Origin of the sequence: Salipiger pentaromativorans (assembly GCF_024721115.1) — a bacterium.
Taxonomy (GTDB): domain Bacteria; phylum Pseudomonadota; class Alphaproteobacteria; order Rhodobacterales; family Rhodobacteraceae; genus Salipiger; species Salipiger pentaromativorans.
The window spans coordinates 1-24,841 of sequence record NZ_JAMDHK010000018.1 but is presented as its reverse complement, the minus strand read 5'-3'; the positions used below and the strand labels follow the sequence as shown (position 1 = coordinate 24,841).

The window sequence follows — 24,841 nt, the reverse complement described above, 5'->3', positions numbered from 1 at the left end:
CAAAAGGAGACAGAAATGATCAACCCGATGGCATTGGACAATCAAGTGGTTATCGTCACAGGCGCCGGACAGGGTATCGGCCGCGGTGTGGCGGCGCTGTCGGCAGAGCTGGGCGCCAAGGTCGTGGTGAACGATCTGAACGAGGACGGCGTCAAGGAAACCGCCGAACAGATCGGTGGCAATGCCCGCGCCATCGTGGGGAATGTGGCCGACCCGGACTTTCCCGGGAAGCTCGTGAAATTCGCCTTCGACGAATTCGGCGACATCAACGGGCTTGTGAACAACGCCGGGATCGTGCGCGCCGCGATGATCCACAAGATGGACCGGGCCACCTGGCAACAGGTCATCGACGTGAACCTCACCGGTGTCTTCGCCTGCCTTCAGGCCGTGGGGACCTATTACAAGGACCGGGTCGAAAAAGACCCCGAAAGCGCCGCGCGCCGTGCCATCGTGAATATCTCATCCGATGCCGGGCGTCGCGGCACCATCGGTCAGATCAATTATGGCGCGGCAAAATCCGGGGTTCTGGGCCTGACAATGAGCGCCGCGCGTGAATGGGGCCGTTACCGCATCAACGTCAATTCAGTCTGTTTCGGAATGGTCGAGACACCAATGACTGAGACCATCCGCTCTGAAAAATTCGCCGACAGGTATATGGCGCAGATTCCGATGGGACGGATGAGCACCCCTGAAGAAGTCGCGCAGCCCGTCTGTTTCCTGTTGTCCAACGCGGCATCCTATATCACCGGCCAGCACCTGAGCGTGAACGGTGGCTTCCACATCGGGTTCTGAGATGGCCGGCATTGGACAAGGCCCAGGGCCGGACGCCGTCTTCGCCGCGAAGCTGGCCGAGGGCGTCTTCGAGATTCAGAAATGTGGCGGCTGCGGCACCCATGTATTCCATCCGCGCGTGATCTGTCCGGCCTGCGGCAGCGCGGATCTGGGATGGTTCGCGCCAACCGGGAGGGGCACCGTCTATGCGCGAACGGTCGTGCGCCGAAAACCGGAACGAGGCGGCGATTACAACGTGGTTCTGGTGGACCTGGAGGAAGGGGTACGAATGATGTCGCGCATCGACGGTATCGCGCATGACCAGATTGTCGCCGGGCTGAAAGTAACCGCGTCGATCGGCGAAGGCGCCGAAGGTGACCCCGCCGTGGTTTTCCGGCCAGAAGGAGAAGCAAATTGAGTTTACGGGGAAAAGCCGCCATCGTCGGTGCAGCGCTGGCAGGCTGCGGCGAGGCCCATGGCAAAAGCTCGATGGAGATCACAATCGAGGGGGTGCACGGCGCGCTTGCCGATGCGGGGATCGCACTTGGCGAGGTCGATGCCGTTGCCACCTGCCAGCCGCTGGATATGCTGTCGGGTCTTACACTGGCGCAGGAATTGGGCTTGAACCCCAGGTTCACGATGAACAACCGCATGGGCGGCTCGTCGTTCCTGTCGCACACGCTCTGGGCCGCGATGCTGCTCGAATTGCGGCTCGCTGATACCGTGTTGATCTGCTACGGATCGAACCAGCGCACCGCCTCGGGCAAGCTGATGACTGCGCTTGGCCTGCCGACCTACGAGGCCCCCTACCGACCGTTGTTCCCGCTGTCGTCCTATGCGCTGGCCACAGACCGTCACATGACGCAATTCGGCACAACGCGCGAACAGCTGGCCGACGTGGCGGTGGCGGCCCGGGCCTGGGCCCAAAAGAACCCCGACGCTTTCATGCGCGATCCTCTGACGCGCGAGGATGTCATCGCCTCGCGGCCGGTTTCCGACCCTCTGCGGGTGCGCGACTGCTGCCTTGTGACCGATGGCGGTGGCGCGATTGTGATGCGCCGGGCCGAGACGGCCAAGGATCACCCCAGACCTCCGGTGTATTTGCTGGGCGGCGGCGAGGGCACGACGCACCGCGACATCTCCGAAATGGCGGACCTGACCGTGACCGGCGCTGCGCAATCAGGGCGAACGGCCATGGACATGGCGGGTGTCAAACCCGCGGACATCGACGTGGTCCAGCTCTACGACGCGTTCACCATCAATGTGATCCTTTTTCTAGAAGATCTGGGCTTTTGCAAGAAAGGCGAAGGCGGTGCGTTTGTGGCGAACGGCGGCATCGCGCCTGGCGGCCACCTGCCGGTCAATACCAATGGTGGCGGCCTGTCATGCGTGCATCCCGGGATGTACGGCATCTTCACGCTGGTCGAGGCGGTGCGGCAACTGCGCGGCGATGCTGGCGATCGCCAGATCGGCAGTGCCGAACTGGCCCTGGCCCACGGCAACGGCGGTGTCCTGTCCAGCCAGGTGACGAATATCCTGGGCACCGAAGCCACCCTCTGAACAGACGAAGGAAGCAATGAAGCGGCCCTTCTTGCGAAGGGCCGCTGTGTATTCAGGCCTGAAACGGCTCAGTTCGGGTAGGTTGCGAAGTCGATCTTGGAATAAATCTCCTGACGCAGAAGGTCTGCATAAGGCTGATGATTGTCCCGGATCGGTTGCAGCGGCTCAACCAGACCGTGCCATTTCTCGATCAGCTCGCGATAGGTTGCGATCAGCGGTTCCGGATCTTCGATGCCGCGTTCCTCGCGCGAGATGCGGGCGATCTCTTCAAGATCGGCGGTGCGGAAATCAATGAGATCCTGAAGAAACTCAGGCGACGGCTGGTGTACCTGCAGGCCAAGCCCACCCGCCTCTTTCAGCACGTCGAGATCGTCGGTTTCGTAGTACACCTCGGTCTGCGCCACGGCCTCGGGTATGTTCTTGACGAATTGCTCGCGTTGCTCCGGCGAAAGTGAGATCCAGAATTTCGGGCCGGCGGCAAAGATCGAACCGGAATGATAGGTGCCCAACGGCAACTCCGTCAGGTGCTTGGCAACCTCGATCAGACTGTGCCCCTTGAGCGCACCGACCGGCTGCACCGCAGCGGTGACGACACCGTGGCTCATCGTGTCGTACATCTCGCTCGACGGCACGTTTACCGGCTCTGCCCCAAGGCGTGTCGCCCAGCGGTCCCAGACCGACCCGCCCGTGCGCAGCTTGACCCCTTGCATATCGCTGATTTCGACGATCGGCTTGGTGGTCAGCAATACATAAGGCGCAGTGCTGATCCCGCTCAGCGCCACCATGCCGTTCTTTGCGAACTCGTCCTTGCACGGCTGGCAGTGCAGCATCACGAATTCGCTGGTCGCGCCGGCCATGGCATAGTGGTCCTCGCCCAAAAGAGCGAGATCGGCGACGAGCTGCGCATAGGGCATTTCCGACCTGAAATAGGTCAACGCCAGCAGACCTACATCGGCGACGCCGTCGCGCAGGCCGGACAGTGTTGGCTTGGGGCCAAGCAAGGCGCCGCCGGCAAACAGCTTGAAGTCGAAGGCATCCGGAAATTCAGATTCGGTCATTTCGGCAAAGGCGGCATGGCCACGCGATGTCGCGTGATTGGGTGACGTCCAGTTGGATATAGTCACCCGCTTTTCGGCCAGGGCCGGTGTCGCCGCTAGAACGGTCGTCGCCGCCAGCGCGGCAAACGCATTGGTCAGTTTCATGTGGTCTCCTCCTCTTTTTCAAGACCCCGCTATTGCGCGGGGTTCGTCACGGCCGGGATGGCCAAATCAGTTGCCGAGCTCTGGCAGGAACATGATCAGTTCGGGAAAGGCGACCATGATGATCAGGACCACCACATCCGCAGCCAAAAACCACAAAACACCCTTGAAAATCAGTGAAATCGGGACCGCATCACCGACGATGCCCTTGATCACGAACACGTTCAGCCCCACCGGTGGGGTGATCAGAGCCATCTCGACCAGCTTGGTTGCAAGCACGCCCAGCCAGATCAGGCTGATATGGTTCGCCTCGTAGATCGGCAGAAGGATCGGCAGCGTCAGCAGCAGGATGCCCAGCGGATCGAGGATCATGCCCAGCAGACAAAAGATCACGGCCGTGCCGAAAACCAGCATCACATAGCTGGCCCCCATATCAATCACCAGGTCGGTCATCGCTTCGGGGATACCGCTGATCGCCAGAAACCTCGAAAACAGGTTGGCACCGACCGCGATGATGAAGATCGCCGCAGTCATTTTTGCAGTGTCCATCAGCGCGATCCTGGAAACTTTCCAGTTCAGGGTGCCGCGCGCCGCCGCAATCACGAAGGACAACGCCGCCCCGACAGCCCCGGCCTGCGTGGGTGTGAATATCCCGGTGAACAGACCGCCGAAAACGCCCACCACCAGCAAGATCACGGGCCATGTCTCGCTCAGGGCCTCCAGCCGTTCGGACCATGTCGCGCTTTCGTCGAGCGACGGCGCGAGCGCGGGATTGATCCACACACGAACGATGATCACGGCCCAGTACCCCAGCATCGTCAGTACGCCCGGCACGATCGCGGCCAGAAACAGCTTGCTGATCGCGACCTCGGCAAAAATACCGTAGATGATCAGAAGGATGCTCGGCGGGATGAGCGACCCCATGGTGCCGGCTGCGGCAACCACGGCGGTACTCAGCCCGGGATCGTAGTCGCGCTTCAGCATTTCCGGCACCGCGATCCGGCCCATTGCCGCGGCGCAGGCCAGGCTGGAGCCGGCCGCCGCCGAAAACAGCGCCGCGCCGCCCACGCTGGCGACCGCCAGCCCGCCCGGCAGGAATGACAGCCAGACCCGGGCGGCCTTGAAGATCCCGCGCGTGATGTCGGTCTGGTAACAGACGTATCCCATCAACAGGAACATCGGGATCGAACTGAGGGTCCAGTGCGCGGCAAAATCATAGGGCACCGCCGTCAGCAGGCCGAAAGCCGCGCCGCTTCCCAGCATCGCCCAGAACCCGAAGAAGGACACGATACCCAGCGCGACCGCGATCGGAACGCGCAGCAAGACCAGCAGGATGACAGAAACGATGCCGCAAAGGCCGATCTGGAAAAAGCTCACCGTTCCACTCCTATTCGTACATGTCGTGATTGGGGCCGGCCATGCCAGCGTCGGTGAAAGGCCTCTGGATCAGCTTGGCCAGCAAGAGCAGAACCATCAGCCCCGCACCAAGAGGCAGACAGAAGCGACCGGGCCAGACGGTCACCGCCGCCATGCCCATGGATTGCTCGCCGATGAGGTATTTTTCGACGGCATCGATCCAGGTCTGCCAGGTGAGCAGCCCGTAGAACACCGCAGACAGCGCCAGAGCCAGCATGTCGAGAGCGGTCCTCGCCCCCGTCGGGAGCAGATCGTGGATCAGGTCGACCTTGATGTGCTCGTTGGTGTATTCGACGAAGGGAAGCGGCAGAAAGACCAGCCCGACCATGTAATAATACGACACGTAATCCACCGTGCCCGGCAGGGGCTCGGCGATGAACTGGCTCAGGATGACATCGAGCGTGACGTGGACCATCATCAGGGCCGCCAGGGCAGTCGCAATATAGGTGATAATCCGCGACACCCTGCCAAGTCGTGCAATGACTGTTTCCATCACTATCTCTTCCCTGTCGTAAAAAGGGCCAATCCGCTTGGTCATACGCCACGGAAAACCGGTTTTCTCTTGCTCAGAAAGGCGTCGATGCCTTCGGCGTGATCCGCGCTCTTGATGATTTGCCCCTGAATGATGGCTTCTGTTTCAAGAAAGCTCTCCAGAGACGGTTGCATCGCGGCGCGCATCAGCCGCTTGGTACCGGCCAGGGCAAAGGTTGGCCCCGCGGCCAGGTCTGTCGCATAGTCCAGGGCCGCCCGGTCGAGGGCATCATCGGGATGAACCTGGCTTGCCAATCCCAGGCTCAGGGCTTCATCCGCCGGCACCATCCGCGCTGAGAAGGCAAGGTCCGTCGCACGTTGCCGACCGATCAGATTCTGAAGGAAAAACGCCGCGCCGCCATCGGGGGCCAGCCCGATCTTGCGAAAAACCTGACCGAATCTTGCCGTCTCGGAGAGCAGGATAACGTCGCAGGCGAGCGCCATGCTCAGACCGATCCCGACCGCCGGACCGCGCACCGCGGCAACCACAGGCTTCTCGCAATTGAATATGGAAAGGATCATCTGGTGCGCCCTGTACAAGCGCGCCCGATCACCCCAGACATCGTCCTTGCCCATGGTCGAAATATCCGCACCCGCACAAAAAGCGCGGCCCTCGGCCCGCAGTAATACGGCGCGAATCCGCGGGTCAGTTTGGATATCGCGAAACGCGTCCAGGAGTTCGACGCGCATGTCGAGGGTCAGCGCATTCAGCTTGTCGGGCCGGTTCAACGACACGACGGCCAGACCTTCTGAGTGTTCCACAGTGATATCGCTTGTCATGACCACCCCTCCCTTTGGCGAAGATTCGTCAGTCAGTGAACAGCGCCCGAGCAATCCCGTTCTTATGTATCTGGGTCGTTCCCCCGGTGATCGTCAGCATCCGCACATCCCTCACCATCCGCTCCAACGGAAGCGAACCGAAATAGCCGTAGCCACCGAACATCTGCATGGCGTCATGGGTGACGCGCTGTGCCATTTCGGTGGCCTGAACCTTGGCGATCGAAGACAATGTTGGATCGGGCTGGCCGCGGTCGATCAGCGACAGCGCCGTATAACACAACGACCGCGCGGCCTCGATCTGCACCTTCATGTCCGACATCATCCATTGCAGCCCCTGCATCTCGGACAGCGCCTTGCCGAATTGCCGGCGGGTCTTCATGTAGTCGCGTGCAAGGTCGAACGCCCCCTCGGCGACACCAAGCGCCAGTATCCCCATGCCGACGCGCGTGGCGTTATAGACACCCAGCGGGCGGACAAAGCCGCTGGAGTTGCCGGCCAGCCCTTCGGTCACGACGTTTTCGGACGGCACCCGCACATCGTCGAAATGGATCTCGCATTCGTTGCAGCCGCGCGCGCCCATCTTCTGTTCAAGAATATGGACCGAAACGCCGGGGCTTTTGCGGTGCACCAAAACGGTTCCGATGCCTCGCGCGCCTTTGCTTTCGCAGAACCGAGCATAGACCAGAAGGTAATCGGCCCTGTCGCCGAAAGTGGTAAAGATCTTGCCGCCGTTCAGCACAAACCCGTCCCCGTCCGGGCGCAGCGATGTCGTCACCGCGGTGGCGTCCGACCCGGCCTCGGGCTCGGACCAGGAGATCGCGCATTCGATCTCGCCCGCGGCGAAGCGGGGCAGGAAAGCCTGCTTCAACGCCTCGCTGCCGCAGGTGGCGATGATCCGGGGCGAGACGTTCTGATCGTGAACGATCAGCGCGGTATTGAAATCCACCTTGGCCAGTTCTTCGATCACGAGATAGCAATCCACCAGCGGCGTACCGCCACCGCCGTATTCTTCGGGAATGGTCATGCCCAGATAGCCAAGCGCGCCCAGGCGATGGTGGTTTTCCTCGGGGTAGATGCCGTCGCGGTCCCAGCGTGCGGCGCGGTCCCGGAATTCCCCGAGCGCCAGTTTGCGCGCGGCATCCTTGAGAGCGACCTGTTCTGTCGTTAGCAACGAGGGATGCATCCGCCCTACCCCCGCCGCTGGTCGAAGCTGTGGCCGTAGACCATGGCGGCGATCGTATTGCGCAGGATTTCGACGGTGCCACCGCCAAGCGCGAAGCCGCGCGCGTCACGCACCATACGTTCCAGCGGGTATTCGCGCGTGTAACCATTGTGACCGTGGATCTGCAGCGCTTCGTTCGTGACCCTCTGCGCCATTTCGTTGGCGTAAAGCTTGGCCATGGTCGCATCCATCGGATCGGGAAAGCCGTTCGGCGCGGGGTTGGTCGCGGCCCGATAGACCATCAGACGCGCAGCATGGATCTGTGTGGCCATGTCGGCGATTTTCCATTGCAGGCCCTGGAATTCCTTGATCGGGCGCCCGAACTGATGGCGAATCTCGGAATACGACTTTGCAGCATCGAAAGCGCCCTGCGCCAGCCCCACGCACATCGCTGCGTTGCCCACCCGCTCGGGTCCGAAACTGCTCATCAACAGCGCGAAGGAGCGCGAGCTTTCCGGGTCCCCTTCGACCAGCACATCCTCGGGACCGGCCTTGTAGTTTTCAAGGATAATCTCGGCCTCGGTCAGCCCCCGGCCACCCATCTTCAGCGATATGTGGCCGATCCGCGCGCCCGGCTTCTTCAGATCGACGACAAAGGCACCAATCCCCTTCGCCCCGCTGGCCTTGCCGAAACGGCAGAAGACCAGCGCATAATCGGCCACATGGGCGCCCGTGGACCAGCATTTGTTGCCATTCAGCACCCATCCGTCGCCGTCCCTTGTGGCCGTGGTGCGCAGGTCTGTCACCGCCGACCCCGCCTCTGGCTCGCTGATGGCGATTGCGATGAATTTCTTGCCGGCCGCCATGTCTGGCAGGAACCGCTTTTTCTGCTCGTCGCTGCCCAGAACGCTGATTGCCCGGGATGGGCCGTTCAGGTAGAGTTGCGAGACCAGCGCCGTGTTGAAACAGACCCGCGCCATTTCTTCCAGAAACACCGTGCCCTGGATCACTGGCGCGCCGGAGCCGCCGTATTCTTCAGGGATGAACATTCCCAGATAGCCAAGTTCGGCCAGCTTGTCGCGGTTCGCGGCTGGAAACTCTTCGGCTTCGTCCCAATGGGCGGCCCTGGGAGCAAACTCGCGCTCAGCCAGCTTGCGTGCCTCGTTGCGAAAATCCTCCAATTCCGGATCGAGCTTGAACATGTCAGTAGGTGTCCTTTGATTGAGCAGAGGGCAGGTCCTGTTCCAGCGCGGCCAGGATGCGCGCCGTATCGGCGCCTACGGTTGGTGCGGGGATAGGGGCGACCTGTGGGTGAGCCGCGAAACGCATCGGCAGCCCTGGAACAGGGACCGTGCCCAGGTCTGGATGCGGAAGGTCATGGATCATGCCGCGGGCGCGCATGTCATCGTCCGACACCACCTCAGCGAGCGTGCGCACCGGGGCGCCCGGCACATGTGCGCTGCTCAGGGCCGCGAAAATCTCGGCGCGGGTCTGACTTGAGGTCCACGCCGTCACCCAGCCATCGACTTGGGCACGCCGCGCGCAGCGCGCGGGTCCCGCGGCCAGTTCGGGATCTTCGGCCAGATCAGGGCGACCCATGGCCCGGGTCAGCTGCTGCCAGTGGCGATCATTCAGGCACATGATGGCCACCTGCCCGTCGCGCGCCGGAAACAGGTCGTAGGGTGCGACCTTGAGCACGGCCTGACTGTTGCCGGCCCGGTCGGCGAACCCGTCAGGCGCCAGCAGATAGCTTGCGATATTCGACGCCAGCGCGTGGTGCGTGACGTCCTGCATCGCGATCTGGACAAAGTCCCCGCGCCCTGTCGCGCCGCGCGCATGCAACGCCGCCATAATGCCACCAAAAAGGTGGATACCGCCCAGAAAATCGGTGATCGCTGCGCCGCATTTCACCGGCGGACCATCGGGAAACCCGGTCACCGACATCAGCCCGGTCAGGGCCTGAATAGGAAAATCCATCGCCGGCGCATCGCGATAGACGGAATCGGCCGCGTAACCCTTTCCTGACCCCATGACCAGGCGCGGATTGCGGGCACAGAGTGTTTCCCACCCCAGCCCCAGTTTCTCCATCGTACCGGGACGGAAATTCTCGATTAGAACATCGGCCGAATCTGCCAGCGCCAGCAGGGCGCTGCGCCCGCCCTCGGACCCCAGATCAAGCGTCACGCTCTGTTTGCTGGAATTGAGCATCATCGCTGCGGGGTTCTCGCGCCCGCCCGCGATGCCGCGGATACTGTCGCCGCCGGGCGGCTCGACCTTGATGACCTCGGCCCCCATGAGCGCGAACATCAGACCGCAATAGGGCCCAAGGTAGACCTGCCCGAGGTCGATCACCCGAAGACCGGCCAGCGGGCCACAATCGGGCGCCGCGTTCATGATCCGACAAAGCCCGGCGGGCGCTTTTCCTTGAAAGAGGCGACCGCCTCGCGGTGATCTGCGGTCTGCATGATATGGGCTTCGGCGGTTGCCTCGATCTCGAGATAGGTCGCGAAATCGCAATCCATGCCACGGTTCAGCATCGACTTGCCCAGCCCAAAGGCTCGGGTCGGCCCTTCGGCCAGACGCACGGCCAGCGCATCGGCCTCTGCGTCGAGCGCGTCTTCTTCGTGGATTGCGTGGACGATCCCAAGGTCGTGCGCCTCTTGGGCATCGATCACCTGGGCCGTCAGGAACATCGCCTTCGCCCGCTGCGTCCCGACCGTCCGCGCCAGCAAGTAAAGCCCGCCACCGTCGGGCACGATCGCCACGCGCGCATAGGCCTGGCAAAAGCGGGCCGAGGGCGCGGCCAGGATCACGTCAGCCAGAAGCGCAATGTTGAACCCCACGCCAAAGGCCGGCCCGGCAACCGCCGCGACGACCGGCTTTTCAAGATCATATAGCATCCGGGTTACGCGGTGCTGTTGTTTCATGCGGTCCCGCATGGCCACAGGCGAAGAACCGGCGAAGGTGCTGATATCGCCTCCGGCGCAAAACGCGCCCCCGGCACCCGTGATCAACAGCGCGCGCACGCGGTCATCGTCGCGCACCTGGGTGACGATGCGTTCCATCTCTTTGCGTGCGTCTTGATCAAGGGCATTCTTCTTCTCGGGAAAATCGAAAGTCATCCGACCAACGCTTTCCGAGCGGCTGTAGAGCAATGGCACCGCTTCCTCCTCCCAGGAATGGGCTAGCATGGAACACGATAGGAGTGGCATTGAGCGACGGGCAATAGTCCGGTGCGGAAAATCAGACATGTGTAAAATTCACCCGTTCTGTGTATTTCCTTGCGGTCTGCTGGCACGTTTTTTCGGCTTCCCTTCCCATGCGCGCCCGTCACGGCTACGGGCCTCGGCACCCCCTGTTGAAACAGCAAAGAAGAAATAGACAATGTACTCCGACACCCCTCTCGGCCGCTTGCGCCTGCCTGTGATCTGCTCGCCCATGTTCCTGGTGTCCGGGCCGGATCTTGTCGTCGCCCAGTGCAAAGCCGGCGTCATCGGCAGCTTTCCGGCGCTGAACGCACGCGAGTCCGAAGGTGAACCGCCGCTGCTTGAAGCCTGGCTCAAGCGCATCACTGAAGAGCTTGACGCGCACAATCAGGCCAATCCCGATCGGCCCGCCGCGCCATTCGCGGTCAACCAGATCGTCCATCGATCGAATGATCGGATTGAGCGGGACGTCGAAATATGTGCGCGCTGGAAAGTGCCTGTCTGGATCACATCAATGGGCGCACGGGAAGACGTCAACCAGGCGGCACATGAGTGCGGCGGCACTGTACTGCACGATGTAATCAACAACAAATACGCCAGGAAAGCGATCGACAAGGGCGCCGACGGCCTGATCGCGGTCTGCGCCGGCGCTGGCGGCCACGCCGGGGCCTTGTCACCCTTTGCGCTGGTTCAGGAAATCCGGGAATGGTTCGATGGTCCGCTTGCCCTGTCCGGGTCCATCGCGACCGGGCGCTCAATTCTGGCGGCGCAGGCCATGGGTGCGGATTTTGGGTATATCGGATCCCCCTTCATTGCCATGACCGAGGCGGTCGCGTCGGAGGAGTACAAGCAAATGATCGTCGAAGGCGGGGCCGATGATATTGTCTATACCGACTATTTCAGCGGCGTGCATGCCAACTATCTGAAACCGTCGGTGCGGGCGGTCGGTCTCGATCCGGACAACCTGGCCGGGATCGGCAACAAACTCGATCTGGCCACCGGCGACATTCGCCCCAAGGCCTGGCGTGACATCTGGGGCAGCGGTCAGGGGATCGGAGCGGTGAAAGAGGTGATGACCACGGCGGACTACGTCGACCGTCTCGACCGGGAATACCAGGTCGCCAAAGATGCGCTCTGTTCCTGACGAAAGAGGGCGGCCGGTTGCCCGGCCGCCCATCTGTTTCTGCGGTTGTCGCGAATGATCGAGACCCGATCTTAGCGGTCCTTTTGGTTGACGATCAGTTCTGCATTTTCGGGTAGTTCCGAAACAATGTTCACTTCGTCGACACGAATTCGTGTATGCAGTTTGAAGTTTTTGGCGGCGGCTGCTTCCGCAGCAGAAGCGTCGGCACCGTCTTCCAGCACAAGCGAGAGGCGGATCATGTCGCGATCGTTCTCGCGCGTTACCACGGCCTGCGCGGCCTTTGCGCCCGGCGTGCCGATGACAACTTCTTCAACCACGCGCGGATAAACGAAAATCTCGCGCACTTTGACCGCTGCCCCGACCCGTCCCTGCAATGCTGAAATCCGGCTGACGGTGCCATCCGCGTTGCTTTCCAGGGCAAAGGCGCTGTCGCCGGTGCCGAACCGGATCATCGGCCAGGTGGCATCGCGCGCGGTCACGACAACCTCGCCCGGTTCGCCATGGGCGACCTGTTCGCCGCTGACCGGATCGCAGATCTGCACCACGCGGTCGGGATGAACCAGATAGCCTTCGCCGCCATCCTCATAGGCGACAAGGCCTAGATCGGCGGTGGCATAGGCGGCCCAGGTGGACACGCCGTATTCGGCCTCGATCCGGCGGCGCTTGGCCATCCAGTCGCCCATCTCACCGCCGAGGAAGGCTGTCTTCACCTTCCATGCGTCGCGGCCATAGGTTTCGATCACCTTGTCCGCCAGCGTCAGGAAAAACGCGGTCGAGGCGCAGATCGAAGTCACGCCGGTTTCGACGATGATCTGCGCCTGAAGCTCGGTATTGCCCACGCCGCCGGGAATCACCGTGGCACCTGCGGCCTGTGCCGCTTCGTCGAACAGCAAGCCTGCGGGCACAAGATGATACATCCAGGTGTTCAGGATGATATCCCCCGGCCCCACGCCTGCCGCCTTGAAAAGCAGGTCCAGGCCATGACCTCCCTCGCCCGAAAGGGCCGGCTCGAAAATTGGGCCAGGGGACACGTAGATCCGTCCAATATCCTTCAGATCCGAGGCAAGGAATCCGCCGAAAGGCGGGTTCTCGCGCTGGATCTTCAGAAGCTCTTCTTTTTTCATCACTGGAAGTCGCGAGAGGTCCGCCACCGATGTGACGGCTGCCGGATCGAATCCGGCAGCCGTAAATCGCGATTTCAGGCCAGGAGCTTTTTCGGCCGCAGCGGCATAGGCTTGCGCTATATCTTTGTAGATATCATCAGACATTTCCATGCCTCCTCGTCCAATCGGGCGTTAAAGCGGGCAGTCCTTGCGGAAGTTTGGCGCGCGCTTCTCGCGGTGCGACAACACACCTTCCTTGACGTCCTCGCTCATAAAACCAAGCATCTCCAGCGCGGTCGACGCATCAAAGATCGGCCCGGCCTGGCGCAGCCAGTTGTTCAGCGAATACTTGGTCCAGCGGATCGCGCTTTGCGAGCCGTTGGCCAGTTCGACAGCCGTGTCCAAAGCGATCTGCTGAAGCTCGTCATCCTCGACGCACATTGACACCAGACCGATGCGCTCGGCCTCTTCGCCCGACACCGGCTTGCAGGTCATCAGATAGTATTTCGCCTTGGCCATCGAGGTCAGCAGCGGCCAGATAATCGCCGCGACATCGCCAGCGGCAACGCCCAGACGCGGATGACCATCGACAATCTTTGCCCGTTTCCCGGCGATCGAGATGTCGGCCAGGATGGCAACCACAAGGCCCGCGCCTGCCGCAGGGCCATTGATCGCGGAAATGATCGGCTTGTTGCAGTTGATGATGTTGTAGACGAGATCCTTGGCTTCTTTCCACGTCTTCATGATCTCGTGCGAGTCGCCGATCATCTTCTCAATCAGGCTGAAATCGCCGCCCGCCGAAAACGCCTTGCCCGCGCCGGTCACGATGACCGCGTTGATGTCGGGGTCGCGGTCGATGTCGATCCACATGTCCGTCATCTGGGTGTGGGTTTCGGCATCGACCGAGTTGAATGTCTCGGGCCGGTCGAACGTGATGCGCAGGACGCGATCCGCCGGGTAGTCAAATTTCAGTTTGTCGTACTTTGCGTAACGCTCCGACATAGGTCTTTTCCTCCTCAGGGTATGGGTTCAGCCAGGCAGTCCCAGGACGGCCTTGGACAGGATGTTTCTTTGGATTTCGTTCGATCCACCGTAGATCGTGGTAGGTCTGGCCTTGTAGAAGCTCGACAAAACGTCGACGCTAACATTGCCAACCTGAAGCGGCCCGATGGAGCCGCCATCGGGACCGGCTGCTTCGATCATCAGCTCGGTGATGCGCTGGAAGCATTCAGTCACCCAGATCTTCAGCATGGACACATCCGCACCGAGCGTCTCGCCACGTTTGAGCTGATCTGCAAAACGGGCATAAAGCGCGGCATGATCTTCCACATCCAGTGCCGCTTGGGCAAAGCGGTCACGGAACACCGGATCGTCAAACGCGCCACGGCCACGGGCAAAGCTTTCAAGCTGTCCCAGAGCGTTCTGGGCCAGACTTGGCGAGCCGATGAAGATGCGCTCGAAGCTCAAAAGCGCCTTGGCCATCGTCCAGCCCTTGTTCAGTTCGCCGACCAGGTTTTCCCGGGGAGTGCGGGCATTGTCGAAGAACACCTCGCAAAATTCGGTCTCACCCGAAAGGGTGGTGATCGTGCGCACCTCGATCCCCGGCTGATCCATCGGAGCAAGAAGGAAACTGATGCCCTGCTGTTTCTTCGGCGCATCGGGATCGGTGCGCACCAGCATGAAGATGTGCGTGGCATCATGCGCCATCGTCGTCCAGATCTTCTGGCCGTTAATGACGAAATCGTCGCCGTCAATTTCCGCGCGTGTGCGCAGATTGGCAAGATCGGACCCGGCACCGGGCTCGGAATAGCCCTGGCACCAGATGTCCTCGCAGCTCAGAATACGTGGCAGCCAATAGTCTTTCTGGTCCTGGGTGCCGAATTTGATGATCAGGGGCCCGACCATCTGCACGCCCATGTCGCGACCGCGATTGACGCCCCAGCGCTGCTGCTCTTCATAAAAGATCAGCAGCTTAGCAGCGTTTAGGCCCATACCGCCGAATTCAGCGGGCCAGGCTGGCGCAACCCAGCCCTTGGCGTGAAGCTTGCGGTGCCAATGTTCGATCTCGGCGAACTTCGGTCGGTGCGGCAGGTGGCGCAGCTCTTCGGGATATTCCGCCTCGAAGAACGCGCGCACTTCCTTGCGGAAATCCGCATCGCTCATTGCGTTCCAGTCGGTCATTGTGCGGCTCCTTCCTGTTCTCGCGCCTCGAACCAAAGCCGTCTGTGGTAGGCGTCATCGCCCAGCCAAGCGGACAGAACCAGCGCTCGGTTCAGATAAAGCCCGATGTCGAACTCGTCGGTATAACCGACGGCCCCGTGCAGCTGGATGGCGTCGCGCGTGATCTTCTTGGCGGCGGTGACCGCGCGAGCCTTGGCCCGGCTGGCAAGCCGCGCCCGGACTTTTGGATCGGTTTCGCTGTCCATCTGCGCAAGCGCCTCCCGCACTCCGGCCTGCGCGACCTCGCACATCACGTTGAGGTCGACGGCACGGTGCTGGATGACCTGGAATGATCCGATCGGCTTGTCGAACTGCTCCCGCGTCTTGATGTAGTCGAGCGTGATCTCGAAGGCGCGCTCGCTCACGCCGACAAGCTCGGCCGCGGCAAGCGCCGTTGCATCGGCGACAGCCTCGGCCAGTGCAGTGAGAACCGCACCGCTGCTGGCCAATTCCGCGGCCGGAGTTCCCGAAAACGAAAGCTCGCCCAGAGAGCTGCCATCCGCCTGCGTCCGCTTGTCGATGACAAGCCCCTGCGCGTCTGCCTCAGCCAGAACCAGAACCGGACCATCATCCTGTTCGGCCACGACAAGGAACCCGTGCGAACCGATCGCACCGACGACCCAGGCCTTGCCACCGGTCAGCTTTCCGTCCGCGTATCGGCAGGTCGCATCGGCAGGCGCCCCGTCGGGGCCGCGTTCCTGCCAGGCAACCGCCAATGAAATTTCGCCGCCGATGAGCTGTGCCATCTTCGGATGATCCGGACAAAGGCGGCGCAGAAGGCCGAGGCTCAGACCTATCGTCGACACGACCGGTTCCGGGGCAAACACACGGCCGACTTCCTCGGCGATGACACCCCCGGCGGCTAGGCCCATGCCAAGCCCGCCCTGATCTTCGGGCACCGCCACGCCGAAAACACCGGCCTCGGCCAGTTCCCGGACCATCTCCGGATCGAAACCGCCCCCGGCATCACGGAGTTGTCGGGCTCTGTCACTTCCGCCCGCCCGTTCAAACAACGTGCGCACGCTCTCGCGCAACAGGCGAAGGTCTTCTTGTTCGCTGGAAAGGAACTCAGTTTGTGTCATTTTGTTTTCGCTGGATCATCACAGGGGTGTCGGTCGAAAAAACGACCTCGCCCTCGGGGTTTTTGGCGCTGAGCGTATAGTGCAAAACACCTCTGTCGGGCTTGCTTTTTGACGGTGTGACCGAGTTGACCGTCAGTTCGACATCAAGGGGTTCGTTCGGGTGCACAGGCCGCAGCCAGCGCAAATTGTCAAAGCCCATGCCGCCGATATTGGCAACATCGACCATCATCTCGGTCATGACCGGCTTGAACACCTCAAGCATGGTCTGAAAGCCCGAGGCGATCAGGCTGCCATGTATGGCGGTTGCATAGTCTTCATCGGTGTGCAGCCGCTGCGGATCCCATTCCTTGGCAAAGGCCTTTATCGAATCCGCGCTCATCGGAGCGCTGCGAAAGCGATAGACTTGGCCCGGCGAGAAGTCTTCCAGATACCTCAAGAGGCACCCTCCTTTGCGAAACCGTCATCGTATCCGCTCGCATCCTTGGATATCCGGATGCGGTTGAATTCTTCCAGCTTCGGATAGGTTTCCTTGAACGCCATCAGGAACTCACCCATCGGCGCGTCGAAATAGAGACCACGGTCGTTCACATATTCCATGTGCCGGTGATTCTGTTCGTCGAACTCATGAAAGAGCGCGTCGTGATAGCCGTCGAAGACCAGGGGTTTGACCCCGAATCTTTCACACAGTTCCATGTTGAATGCAGGTGTCACCTTGTAGGCCTCATTCCCCAACCACAGCTGAACATAGCCGTGGTAGATAAAGAGATCGGTCCCCATCAACTCCTGCAACTTGGGTGTATTCAGGTGGTTGCGCACATCCGCGAACCCCAGAGCGGCGGGGATACCCACAGCACGCAAACAAGCCGCCAGAAGAATTGCCTTGGGAACGCAAAACGCCGCTTCCGCGCCAGCGATACGGCTGGCACGGTAAGAGTCCTCATCCAGCGCAAAACAATAGGGATCATAGCGAATATCGTCGCGCACCGCTTCGAACAGGCGGATCGCCTTGTCTCGATTGGTTGCGTCCACAGGAAGATCACGCAAAGCCGATGTCACGAAACCCTGCACTTCCACGCTATCGCTTTCCACAAAGCGCGATGGCATGACATAACGCTCAGCTTCAGTCGGCAGGTCATCGTCAGACTTGTCCATTGGCCCCCCCTTTTTCTAACAAATGTTAGATTACCGATTCAAATCCTGCCCGTCAACGGGATTTACTCTGTTTTCGGTTGGTCCACGCCATAACGCGGATTGTCTTCGCCCAGAGTGGCTGCAACTCCGACCGAATTTCCGGAAGAACGGAACTCCGGGGCAATTGGCAGCGGCAAAGCGGGCGCGTCCCGGCCGGAGATTTTTACGGTCCGCCCGAACACGTCACGCGCTTTGAAATGCGGGTCACGCGCCGCCTCGGCGGGCGTCTTCACGACCGAACAGCAGCAATCTGCCGCAGCCAGCAAAGGCTCCCAATGGGTCGAGGGGTGTTCCCTCAGACGACGTGCAACCTCTGCGGCACAGGCATTTGGATCGGACCAGTCATCGCGAAGGGCCACAGGCAAACCAATGACATCGCAGAACGACTGCCAGAACTTTTCTTCCAACGCGCCGACGGCGATCTGACGCCCGTCCGCAGCCGTATAAAGCCGATACCGGGCCAGGCCACCCGTCAGACGGCTGCCACCGCTTTCGATGTTCTGCCCGGCAATCACACCTTCGGCATGGGCCCAATAGGCAAAGGCGAACGCCCCCTCGGCCATTGCGATATCCAGATGCGTCCCCTGCCCGCTTGCCTGCCGCGCAATCAGGGCCAGCAGGATATTCATCACCGCAGGATAGGTTCCGCCTCCGATATCGGCGACCAGCCCGAACGGGGCTGTTGGCTGGTCATCCGGTCCGCGACTGAGCGACAGGATACCCGCATCACCGACGTAGTTGAGATCGTGGCCGGCGGCGCTGGCCTTTGGTCCGGTCTGGCCATAGCCGGTGATCGAACAATAGATGAGACCGGGATTGATCTTTCGCACCGCTTCATAACCAAGCCCCAGCCGGTCCATCACGCCGGGACGAAACTGCTCTACCAGAACATCGGCCTTCTCGATCAAGGGGCGCAGACGTTCCACTGCGCCCCTTGACTTGAGGTCGATGGCCACCGATCGCTTGCCGTGGTTCAACACAGCAAATCCGATGCTCTCTCCGTCGATCTTTGGCTCCGTGTGGCGCGCGTCCTCGCCGGCTCCGGGCCGTTCGAACTTGATCACTTCGGCGCCAGCCTCGGACAGCATGAGCGTCGCCATCGGACCGGGAAGAAGTGTGCTGAAATCCAGCACCAGGATATCCTTGAGCGGTTGAGCCATCTTCACTGCCTCAGGCAAAGCGCGCCGCGCCGTTGTTCAGAACAACCACGTCGCGTGCAGGAATAGACGCTCGAAACCGGGCCTCGCCGTCCTCTTCCCAGATTTCGAACCGCACGGTTTCGCCGGGATAGACCGGAGCCGAGAACCGAACATCCAGACCGACAAGCCGGGCAGAATCATAGTCCAGCAACGTCTTGAGAATCGCCCGGGCGGCCAGACCATAGGTCGCCAAACCGTGCAGGATCGGGCGGTCGAACCCGACCGACCGCGCGACATCGGGGTCGGCATGCAGCGGGTTCATGTCGCCGCTGAGCCGGTAGATCAGCGCCTGGCGCGGAAGCGTCTCGATATCACATATGTGATCGGGCACCCGGTCCGGCAGCACCGCCGGCGTCGGGCCGGGCCTGTTCTCGCCGCCGAATCCGCCGTCGCCCCGGGCGAAGGCCGACATCGCGACGCGTGCCAGCTTGTCGCCGCTGTCCGCGTCGATGATCTCGCGGCTTTGATAGATCACAGCGCCCTTGCCCTCGCCCTTGTCCGAGATGAAGTCGATCTGGCTGCGGCCGACAATCCGGCCATGTGTCGGCAGCGGCTTGTAGATGTCGAGCCACTGTTCTCCGTGCAGCACTTTTTGCCAGTTTACGCCGGTCTTGGGATCGCGCAGCCAGAAGCCGGGATACCCCAAAATGACCGCCATCGAGGGAACCGCCTTCAGACCGTCCTCATAGACAAAGGCCAGTTCTTTCTTGTCTGTCGGATCTTCGCCGAACCCCAGCCCGAGTGCGTAAAGGATGGTATCCCGCTCGGTCAGAGTCTGCTTGATCTCTTCGAAATCCCAATTCGAAAGTGCTTCGAAATCCAGTGGCATGATCTTTCCTCCCTTAGTTGCCGTCAGAGCGTGTTTTGCGATCCAAGTATGGCCGTGACCTGACTGGACAGCACACCGCCGTTGCCATGCGCCAGCGCCAGATCAATATCCTTCAACTGAATGCCCGGCGCGTCGCCACGGATCTGACGAGCAGCCTCGATCACTGTGAAGATACCGTACATCCCGGGGTGCACACAGGACAGGCCTCCGCCATTCGTGTTCACCGGCAAGGCCCCGCCAGGCGCGATGCGCCCGCCCTGGACAAAGGCCCCGCCATCGCCCTTGGCGCAGAACCCCAGATCTTCAAGAAACAGGATGGTATTGATGGTGAAGGCATCATAGAGCTCGACCGCCTGGATATCCGCAGGGGTCACGCCGGCCGTCGCAAAGGCGCGCGCGCCCGAGTCGCGGGCTGCGGTCACGGTGAAATCCTTCATCTGCGAAATCTGCCGGTGCGAGCTTGCCGCAGCACTGCCCAGCACATAGACAGGCGCCTTCGGGAAATCCCGGGCGCGGTCCGCGCGGACCATTACGATCGCGCCGCCGCCGTCGGTGACAAGACAACAGTCGCGCACGGTCAATGGATCGCCCACCATGCGCGCACCCAACACGTCCTCGCGGGTCAGCGGGCCGCGCTCGAACGCTTCGGGGTTGTGCTGCGCCCAGGCCCGCGCAGCAACGGCCACGTCGGCCAGCTGTTCGCGGGTGGTGCCATATTCATGCATGTGCCGCGCCGCCGCCATCGCATAGGCCGAGATCGGATAGCGCGGATTATACGGCGCCTCGTAGGCCGGCGGACGTGAAGCGGTCACGAGTCTGCCCGACGCGGTGCGCTGGTTGGAGCCATAAACAATCAGCGCGACATCACACAGACCGGCGTCCAGCGCCATGGTCGCGGACGTCAGGTAGTTTACGAAAGACGAACCGCCCGACATCGTGCCATCAATGAAACGGGGCTGGATGCCCAGATACTCCGCCGCCATAAGCGCCGGCATGCTGTCTTCCATCATGGTGCAAAACAGCCCGTCGACGTCGGACAGTTTCAGCCCGGCATCGCCAAGCGCCGCAAGCGCAGATTGCGCCATGACATCATAGGCCGTCAGGCCATGGGCTTCTCCGAAACCGGCATGACCGGTACCTACGATGGCGGATTTCCCCCGAAGTTCAGTGGTCATGGCTTATCCCTCCGACGGCTTGAAAAGCACGGCCGGAACACCCTCGGCCTCGCCCACGAAGGCGGTTACCGGCATGTCGATGGCGACCTCACCCGGAGCAATGCCCTCGACCCGGCTCATCATCCGGACACCCTCATCCAGCTCGACGACGCATACGTTGTAATCGCCGCCCCGTTCGGGCTTTCGGCGCACAACTGTTGTGGTGTGGACCCGTCCCTTGCCGCTAGCCTTCTTCCAAGAAATCGCGCTGCCATGACAATGGGGACACAGGACTCTCGGGAAAAAGTGATATCCCCCGCAGTCGTCGCACTTGGGCAGCAGGATCTCTCCCTCTGCCAGCGCGCGTTGGAAAAACTGGTCTGGTCGTTTGGCGTCCTGCACCGGCGTTCTCCTTCAAGCGATCCAGTCTTTGTCTAATCGTATTGATTATGTTTCTAACAATTGTTAGATTTAGTCAACCTTTCAGGATCAATTGAGAGAAACTCATGCCAGGTTCAGATTTAGCCCCCCTTTCCGGCAAACTCGTCGTTGCGCTGGAACAGGCAGTCGCCGCGCCTTTTTGCTCCTCGCGGCTGGCCGATGCCGGCGCGCGTGTGATCAAGATCGAACGCAAGGGAGCCGGCGATTTCGCCCGCGCCTACGATACCGCCGCCAACGGTGAAAGCGCCTATTTCACATGGCTGAACCGAGGCAAAGAATCGGTCGCCTTGGACATTAAAGCCGACGAAGACCGTGAAATCCTGCTCAGGATGCTGGAAAACGCGGATGTGTTTATTCAGAACCTGCTGCCCGGCGCGCTGGCCAAGCTCGGGCTCGATTCCGCAAGTCTGCGAGAGAGGTTTCCGCGTCTGGTGACCTGCGACATCACCGGCTACGGAGAGGACGGCCCGATGCGCAACGCCAAGGCCTATGATCTTCTGGTGCAATGCGAAAGCGGCCTGGCATCGGTGACCGGCACGCCGGATGGACCGGGGCGGGTCGGCGTGTCGGTCTGCGATATCGCCACCGGCATGACAGCCCATGCCGGGATCTGCGAAGCGCTGGTCGGGCGTGATCGAACCGGCAAGGGCAGCGGCCTCTCGGTGGCCATGTTCGACGTCATGGCGGACTGGATGGCGGTTCCGCTTCTTTTTCACGACTATGCCAATCAGCCCACGCCCAGAACCGGGCTTGGTCACTCTGTCATATGCCCCTACGGCGCATTCCACTGCCGAGGCGGTGAACAGGTCGTCATCTCGGTCCAGAACAGCCGCGAATGGAACCGGTTCTGCGTACAGATTCTCGGCGACCCGGCCTTGGCCGATGATCCGCGATTCCATGATAATTCAGCCAGGATCGCGCACAAATCGGAACTCGAAGAGCTTATCAAGACCGTGTTCGGCGCGCACGAACGTGCCGAATTGTTGAAGCTGCTCGATGGCGCGGGCATTGCATCGGCGGCGGTGAACGACGTTGCCGCGCTGTCGGATCACCCGCAACTTGATCGGGCGACCATCGGCACGCCCTCGGGACCTGTCAGCATCGCAATGCCCCCGATACGACGCGGCAGCACCGAAGCCGCGATCGGACCGTCCCCCGCATTGGACGCCGATGGAGCGGCCATTCGCGCGGAATTCGGTTCTCGTTCCTAGAACAGGAAATCAACCCATGACCAATGCAAAGAACACCGCAATCCTGCAAAGCGTCAGGATCATCGACCTGACGTCGATCATCTTCGGTCCTCTGGCCACGCAGATGCTGGGAGATCTGGGAGCGGATGTGATCAAGGTGGAAGCGCCCGAGGGCGATCTTCTGCGCCAGGTTCAGCCATCGCGGCACAGGTTGATGGGCGCTGCGTTTCTAGGGGCCAACCGCAACAAGCGCAGCGTCGTACTCGACCTGAAAACGCAAGCCGATCGCGACCGTCTGCGCAAGTTGCTGGTCGATGCCGATGTGATGATTTCAAGCATCCGGCCCGCGGCGCTTGCCAGATTGTCTTTGGATCCGGAAACCTTACGGAACGAGAACCCGAGCCTGATCACGGTTTCTGCAACCGGATACGGGCAGGACGGGCCTTACGCTTCGAAACCGGCCTTTGATGACATCGTCCAGGCGGTTTCGGGTTTGGCCAGCCTGCCCACCCTTCGCGATCCAGAGGCAAAACCCGATTATTCCCCGACCATTCTTGCCGACAAGCTTGGCGGTGTTACCACGGCTTATGCCGTCATGGCAGCCCTGTTTCATCGGGAACGCACGGGCCAGGCACAGCATGTCGAGGTGCCGATGTTCGAAACGCTGACGGCGTTTCTGCTGGCCGAACACATGGACGGCGCGACATTCGACGAGGTGCCGAGGAATTTCGGATATGCCCGCATGTTGGTGCCGCACCGCCGCCCGCTCCAGACGGCGGACGGGTTCATCACGATCCTGCCCTATACCAACGCCCAATGGGCGCGGTTTTTCAAGACGGTCGGGCGCGACGACATGATCAACCACGTCTGGGTCACCGACATGGACACCCGCAGCCGTAACATCGGCGCCCTTTACGACATGGTTGCTCGGATTGCGCTGACGCGGACAACCGCCGACTGGCTGGCCCTGATGGAGCAGGCCGACATTCCCGCCATGCCGGTGAACACCCTGTCGGATCTGCCGAACGATCCGCACCTTTCCGTAACCGGTTTCTTTCAGAAGGTCGAACACCCCACCGAAGGTACGATCTGGATGACACGCCCGCCCATTCGATTCTCGGCGACACCGGCGCGGCATGACCTGCGCCCCGCCCCCGGACTGGGCGAACACAACGACGAGATCATCGGTCCGGGGGGCGACTAGTCTCCGACCCGGCACCCGACGGATCAAACATCCAGCGAACGTGCGATCAGTTCCTTCATGATCTCGTTGGTGCCGCCATAGATCATCTGGACCCTGCTGTCGGCATAAAGTCGCGCGATGGGGTATTCCATCATGAAACCGTAACCGCCGTGAAGTTGCAGGCATTCATGCATGACCTCGTTCTGCGTCTGGCTGCCCCACCATTTCGCCATCGAAGCCGTGGCCGCATCAAGTTCGCCCGCTTCAAGACGCGCGATCCCGTCATTTACGAAAGAACGTAGCAATTCGGCCTTGGTTTTGCATTCCGCCAGTTTGAAGCGTGTATTCTGGAAGTCCATGATCCGGCTTCCAAATGCCTTGCGGTCCTGAACATATTTCACCGTTTCATCGATCGCAAAATCAATAAAACCGAGGGCGGTAATGCCGATCATCAGCCGCTCCCAAGGCAGCTGCTTCATCAGCTGGTAGAACCCCTGCCCCTCTTCCGGACCAAGCAGGTTCGCCGTGGGCACGCGCACATCCTCGAAGAACAGCTCAGCAGTATCCGAACCTTTCATACCCAGTTTCTTCAGGTTCCGTCCCCGGCGAAAGCCCTCGGTGCCCTCGGTTTCCAGAACGATCAATGAAACGCCCTTAGCGCCGGCGTTGCGATCGGTCTTTGCCACGATAACAACGAGATCCGCCGTGTGCCCGTTTGTGATAAAGATCTTCGAACCGTTGATCTTGTAGTGGTTGCCATCCTTTTCCGCATAGGTTTGTACGTTCTGGAGGTCAGAGCCCGTTCCAGGCTCGGTCATGGCAATCGCCGCAACGCTGTCGCCGCTGACCAGTTTCGGCAACCACTTTTTCTTCTGTTCCTCACTGCCATATGCGTTGAGATAATGGATTACGATGGACTGGATCCCATAGCCCCAACCCGTATCACCGGTGCGCCCCTGCTCGTAGACGGTAATCGCGTCGAACCCGATGCCGCCACCGAACCCACCATATTCTTCGGCAATCGAGCCACCCATGACACCCTGCTGACCGACTGTTTTCCAGAAGTCGCGGTCAACAATTCCCTGCTCCGCCCATTTTTCAATCTTCGGAGCCATCTCTGCATCGAAAAGCCTGCGTGTACTATCGGCGAACATCTTGTGTTCATCCACTGCCCAACTCGGGGAGTTCTTGATCAGAGACATGTTTTATTCCTATCGAGTCATGCTTGCATTGAAAAAATCTAACAAGTGTTTTTTTCTCACAATGAACCCGAGCCGTTCTGACGGGGCGTCACACGGCTTCGGACCGTGCGCATCCGGATTTATCCAATCAACGCGCCGCCCATTCGGCTCGTATAAAAAGGCCCGACAAAACAGGCGGGCCTTTTTATAGGAAGGTCTGAAAAACCTCGCGCTCTGAGGGGTTTGGTATAGACTTTGCGGGACGAAGAAGGAAGCCCCATCATGCCCAAGCAGCCCGC

The 24,841-nt window shown here is 61.0% G+C and carries 25 protein-coding genes; 6 read left to right on the top strand and 19 right to left on the bottom strand.

Annotated elements, in window-relative coordinates; translation table 11 throughout:
- The first annotated feature begins 15 nt into the window (after nt 1-15).
- From M4578_RS21545 to M4578_RS21535, 3 genes are read left to right on the top strand one after another with little or no spacing between them, the layout of a single operon-like run.
- Entirely contained in the window at nt 16-792 is a 777-nt protein-coding gene (locus tag M4578_RS21545; protein WP_027264336.1) for an SDR family NAD(P)-dependent oxidoreductase, read from the top strand.
- 1 nt (nt 793) lies between these two features.
- Nucleotides 794-1,189: a Zn-ribbon domain-containing OB-fold protein gene (locus M4578_RS21540; RefSeq protein ID WP_027264335.1), complete on the top strand. Its 396-nt coding sequence runs from the start codon at nt 794-796 to the stop codon at nt 1,187-1,189.
- On the top strand, nt 1,186-2,331 hold the full coding sequence (locus tag M4578_RS21535) for a thiolase (RefSeq protein WP_027264334.1): 1,146 nt from the start codon (nt 1,186-1,188) through the stop codon (nt 2,329-2,331). The genes M4578_RS21540 and M4578_RS21535 overlap by 4 nt, the downstream gene beginning before the upstream one ends.
- Nucleotides 2,332-2,399: 68 nt before the next feature.
- Here the strand turns inward: M4578_RS21535 and M4578_RS21530 are convergent, their stop codons facing one another.
- From M4578_RS21530 to M4578_RS21495, 8 genes are all read right to left on the bottom strand, one after another.
- Complete coding sequence (locus M4578_RS21530; RefSeq protein WP_027264333.1) at nt 2,400-3,533, bottom strand: C4-dicarboxylate TRAP transporter substrate-binding protein; 1,134 nt, start codon at nt 3,531-3,533, stop codon at nt 2,400-2,402.
- Between the two features lie 66 nt (nt 3,534-3,599).
- On the bottom strand, nt 3,600-4,907 hold the full coding sequence (locus M4578_RS21525; protein WP_027264332.1) for a TRAP transporter large permease: 1,308 nt from the start codon (nt 4,905-4,907) through the stop codon (nt 3,600-3,602).
- A gap of 10 nt (nt 4,908-4,917) precedes the next feature.
- Complete coding sequence (locus M4578_RS21520) at nt 4,918-5,364, bottom strand: TRAP transporter small permease (RefSeq protein WP_254698503.1); 447 nt, start codon at nt 5,362-5,364, stop codon at nt 4,918-4,920.
- A 116-nt stretch (nt 5,365-5,480) separates the two neighbouring features.
- A complete protein-coding gene (locus M4578_RS21515; protein WP_027264330.1) occupies nt 5,481-6,257 on the bottom strand; it encodes an enoyl-CoA hydratase/isomerase family protein in 777 nt (258 codons plus the stop codon).
- Between the two features lie 28 nt (nt 6,258-6,285).
- Nucleotides 6,286-7,428 carry an acyl-CoA dehydrogenase family protein gene (locus M4578_RS21510; protein ID WP_027264329.1) on the bottom strand — a complete coding sequence of 381 codons (1,143 nt, stop codon included), beginning with the start codon at nt 7,426-7,428 and terminating at the stop codon, nt 6,286-6,288.
- 17 nt (nt 7,429-7,445) lie between these two features.
- The gene (locus M4578_RS21505; protein ID WP_027264328.1) at nt 7,446-8,621 is read right to left on the bottom strand and encodes an acyl-CoA dehydrogenase family protein; all 1,176 of its coding nucleotides are present in this window, start codon (nt 8,619-8,621) and stop codon (nt 7,446-7,448) included.
- A gap of 1 nt (nt 8,622) precedes the next feature.
- Nucleotides 8,623-9,813 carry a CaiB/BaiF CoA transferase family protein gene (locus M4578_RS21500; RefSeq protein WP_027264327.1) on the bottom strand — a complete coding sequence of 397 codons (1,191 nt, stop codon included), beginning with the start codon at nt 9,811-9,813 and terminating at the stop codon, nt 8,623-8,625.
- Nucleotides 9,810-10,580, bottom strand: coding sequence for an enoyl-CoA hydratase/isomerase family protein (locus tag M4578_RS21495; protein WP_223228104.1), 771 nt, complete (start codon nt 10,578-10,580; stop codon nt 9,810-9,812). The genes M4578_RS21500 and M4578_RS21495 overlap by 4 nt, the downstream gene beginning before the upstream one ends.
- Before the next feature lie 223 nt (nt 10,581-10,803).
- Here M4578_RS21495 and M4578_RS21490 point away from each other — a divergent pair, with 223 nt between their 5' ends.
- Nucleotides 10,804-11,769, top strand: a complete 966-nt coding sequence (locus tag M4578_RS21490) for an NAD(P)H-dependent flavin oxidoreductase (RefSeq protein WP_027264325.1) — start codon at nt 10,804-10,806, stop codon at nt 11,767-11,769.
- Between the two features lie 71 nt (nt 11,770-11,840).
- On the opposite strand, the gene M4578_RS21485 is transcribed toward M4578_RS21490, so the two are convergent.
- The 10 genes from M4578_RS21485 to M4578_RS21440 all read right to left on the bottom strand — a co-directional run bounded on the left by M4578_RS21485 (nt 11,841) and on the right by M4578_RS21440 (nt 20,949).
- On the bottom strand, nt 11,841-13,037 hold the full coding sequence (locus tag M4578_RS21485; RefSeq protein WP_223228105.1) for a phenylacetate--CoA ligase family protein: 1,197 nt from the start codon (nt 13,035-13,037) through the stop codon (nt 11,841-11,843).
- Nucleotides 13,038-13,064: 27 nt separating this feature from the next.
- On the bottom strand, nt 13,065-13,874 hold the full coding sequence (locus M4578_RS21480) for an enoyl-CoA hydratase/isomerase family protein (protein ID WP_027264323.1): 810 nt from the start codon (nt 13,872-13,874) through the stop codon (nt 13,065-13,067).
- Nucleotides 13,875-13,901: 27 nt separating this feature from the next.
- Nucleotides 13,902-15,053, bottom strand: coding sequence for an acyl-CoA dehydrogenase family protein (locus tag M4578_RS21475; RefSeq protein ID WP_027264322.1), 1,152 nt, complete (start codon nt 15,051-15,053; stop codon nt 13,902-13,904).
- Nucleotides 15,050-16,174 carry an acyl-CoA dehydrogenase family protein gene (locus M4578_RS21470; RefSeq protein WP_027264321.1) on the bottom strand — a complete coding sequence of 375 codons (1,125 nt, stop codon included), beginning with the start codon at nt 16,172-16,174 and terminating at the stop codon, nt 15,050-15,052. The genes M4578_RS21475 and M4578_RS21470 overlap by 4 nt, the downstream gene beginning before the upstream one ends.
- Nucleotides 16,161-16,610, bottom strand: coding sequence for a MaoC family dehydratase (locus M4578_RS21465; protein ID WP_027264320.1), 450 nt, complete (start codon nt 16,608-16,610; stop codon nt 16,161-16,163). The genes M4578_RS21470 and M4578_RS21465 overlap by 14 nt, the downstream gene beginning before the upstream one ends.
- Nucleotides 16,607-17,326, bottom strand: a complete 720-nt coding sequence (locus M4578_RS21460; RefSeq protein ID WP_027264319.1) for a transglutaminase-like domain-containing protein — start codon at nt 17,324-17,326, stop codon at nt 16,607-16,609. Before M4578_RS21460 ends, M4578_RS21465 begins: the two co-directional genes overlap by 4 nt.
- 62 nt (nt 17,327-17,388) lie before the next feature.
- Complete coding sequence (locus M4578_RS21455; RefSeq protein WP_027264318.1) at nt 17,389-18,525, bottom strand: CaiB/BaiF CoA transferase family protein; 1,137 nt, start codon at nt 18,523-18,525, stop codon at nt 17,389-17,391.
- A gap of 10 nt (nt 18,526-18,535) precedes the next feature.
- On the bottom strand, nt 18,536-19,393 hold the full coding sequence (locus tag M4578_RS21450) for a MaoC/PaaZ C-terminal domain-containing protein (protein ID WP_027264317.1): 858 nt from the start codon (nt 19,391-19,393) through the stop codon (nt 18,536-18,538).
- A gap of 23 nt (nt 19,394-19,416) precedes the next feature.
- Complete coding sequence (locus tag M4578_RS21445; protein ID WP_027264316.1) at nt 19,417-20,568, bottom strand: thiolase; 1,152 nt, start codon at nt 20,566-20,568, stop codon at nt 19,417-19,419.
- A 3-nt stretch (nt 20,569-20,571) separates the two neighbouring features.
- On the bottom strand, nt 20,572-20,949 hold the full coding sequence (locus M4578_RS21440) for a Zn-ribbon domain-containing OB-fold protein (protein ID WP_027264315.1): 378 nt from the start codon (nt 20,947-20,949) through the stop codon (nt 20,572-20,574).
- Nucleotides 20,950-21,053: 104 nt separating this feature from the next.
- Between M4578_RS21440 and M4578_RS21435 the strand changes: the two genes are divergently transcribed.
- Together M4578_RS21435 and M4578_RS21430 are read left to right on the top strand one after the other, a co-directional pair.
- Complete coding sequence (locus M4578_RS21435; RefSeq protein ID WP_027264314.1) at nt 21,054-22,199, top strand: CaiB/BaiF CoA transferase family protein; 1,146 nt, start codon at nt 21,054-21,056, stop codon at nt 22,197-22,199.
- The gene (locus M4578_RS21430) at nt 22,159-23,382 is read left to right on the top strand and encodes a CaiB/BaiF CoA transferase family protein (RefSeq protein WP_258095271.1); all 1,224 of its coding nucleotides are present in this window, start codon (nt 22,159-22,161) and stop codon (nt 23,380-23,382) included. The genes M4578_RS21435 and M4578_RS21430 overlap by 41 nt, the downstream gene beginning before the upstream one ends.
- Nucleotides 23,383-23,405: 23 nt before the next feature.
- On the opposite strand, the gene M4578_RS21425 is transcribed toward M4578_RS21430, so the two are convergent.
- Nucleotides 23,406-24,563: an acyl-CoA dehydrogenase family protein gene (locus M4578_RS21425; RefSeq protein WP_027264312.1), complete on the bottom strand. Its 1,158-nt coding sequence runs from the start codon at nt 24,561-24,563 to the stop codon at nt 23,406-23,408.
- Nucleotides 24,564-24,841: the final 278 nt, after the last annotated feature.

Excerpts from the sequence above, each read along its gene's own strand:
- M4578_RS21545 (WP_027264336.1), top strand. The coding sequence starts at position 16 with ATGATCAACCCGATGGCATTGGACAATCAAGTGGTTATCGTCACAGGC.
- M4578_RS21540 (WP_027264335.1), top strand. The coding sequence starts at position 794 with ATGGCCGGCATTGGACAAGGCCCAGGGCCGGACGCCGTCTTCGCCGCG.
- M4578_RS21530 (WP_027264333.1), bottom strand. The coding sequence starts at position 3,533 with ATGAAACTGACCAATGCGTTTGCCGCGCTGGCGGCGACGACCGTTCTA.
- M4578_RS21520 (WP_254698503.1), bottom strand. The coding sequence starts at position 5,364 with ATGATGGTCCACGTCACGCTCGATGTCATCCTGAGCCAGTTCATCGCC.
- M4578_RS21515 (WP_027264330.1), bottom strand. The coding sequence starts at position 6,257 with ATGACAAGCGATATCACTGTGGAACACTCAGAAGGTCTGGCCGTCGTG.
- M4578_RS21505 (WP_027264328.1), bottom strand. The coding sequence starts at position 8,621 with ATGTTCAAGCTCGATCCGGAATTGGAGGATTTTCGCAACGAGGCACGC.
- M4578_RS21500 (WP_027264327.1), bottom strand. The coding sequence starts at position 9,813 with ATGAACGCGGCGCCCGATTGTGGCCCGCTGGCCGGTCTTCGGGTGATC.
- M4578_RS21490 (WP_027264325.1), top strand. The coding sequence starts at position 10,804 with ATGTACTCCGACACCCCTCTCGGCCGCTTGCGCCTGCCTGTGATCTGC.
- M4578_RS21485 (WP_223228105.1), bottom strand. The coding sequence starts at position 13,037 with ATGTCTGATGATATCTACAAAGATATAGCGCAAGCCTATGCCGCTGCG.
- M4578_RS21480 (WP_027264323.1), bottom strand. The coding sequence starts at position 13,874 with ATGTCGGAGCGTTACGCAAAGTACGACAAACTGAAATTTGACTACCCG.
- M4578_RS21475 (WP_027264322.1), bottom strand. The coding sequence starts at position 15,053 with ATGACCGACTGGAACGCAATGAGCGATGCGGATTTCCGCAAGGAAGTG.
- M4578_RS21470 (WP_027264321.1), bottom strand. The coding sequence starts at position 16,174 with ATGACACAAACTGAGTTCCTTTCCAGCGAACAAGAAGACCTTCGCCTG.
- M4578_RS21460 (WP_027264319.1), bottom strand. The coding sequence starts at position 17,326 with ATGGACAAGTCTGACGATGACCTGCCGACTGAAGCTGAGCGTTATGTC.
- M4578_RS21455 (WP_027264318.1), bottom strand. The coding sequence starts at position 18,525 with ATGGCTCAACCGCTCAAGGATATCCTGGTGCTGGATTTCAGCACACTT.
- M4578_RS21450 (WP_027264317.1), bottom strand. The coding sequence starts at position 19,393 with ATGCCACTGGATTTCGAAGCACTTTCGAATTGGGATTTCGAAGAGATC.
- M4578_RS21445 (WP_027264316.1), bottom strand. The coding sequence starts at position 20,568 with ATGACCACTGAACTTCGGGGGAAATCCGCCATCGTAGGTACCGGTCAT.
- M4578_RS21435 (WP_027264314.1), top strand. The coding sequence starts at position 21,054 with ATGCCAGGTTCAGATTTAGCCCCCCTTTCCGGCAAACTCGTCGTTGCG.
- M4578_RS21430 (WP_258095271.1), top strand. The coding sequence starts at position 22,159 with ATGGAGCGGCCATTCGCGCGGAATTCGGTTCTCGTTCCTAGAACAGGA.
- M4578_RS21425 (WP_027264312.1), bottom strand. The coding sequence starts at position 24,563 with ATGTCTCTGATCAAGAACTCCCCGAGTTGGGCAGTGGATGAACACAAG.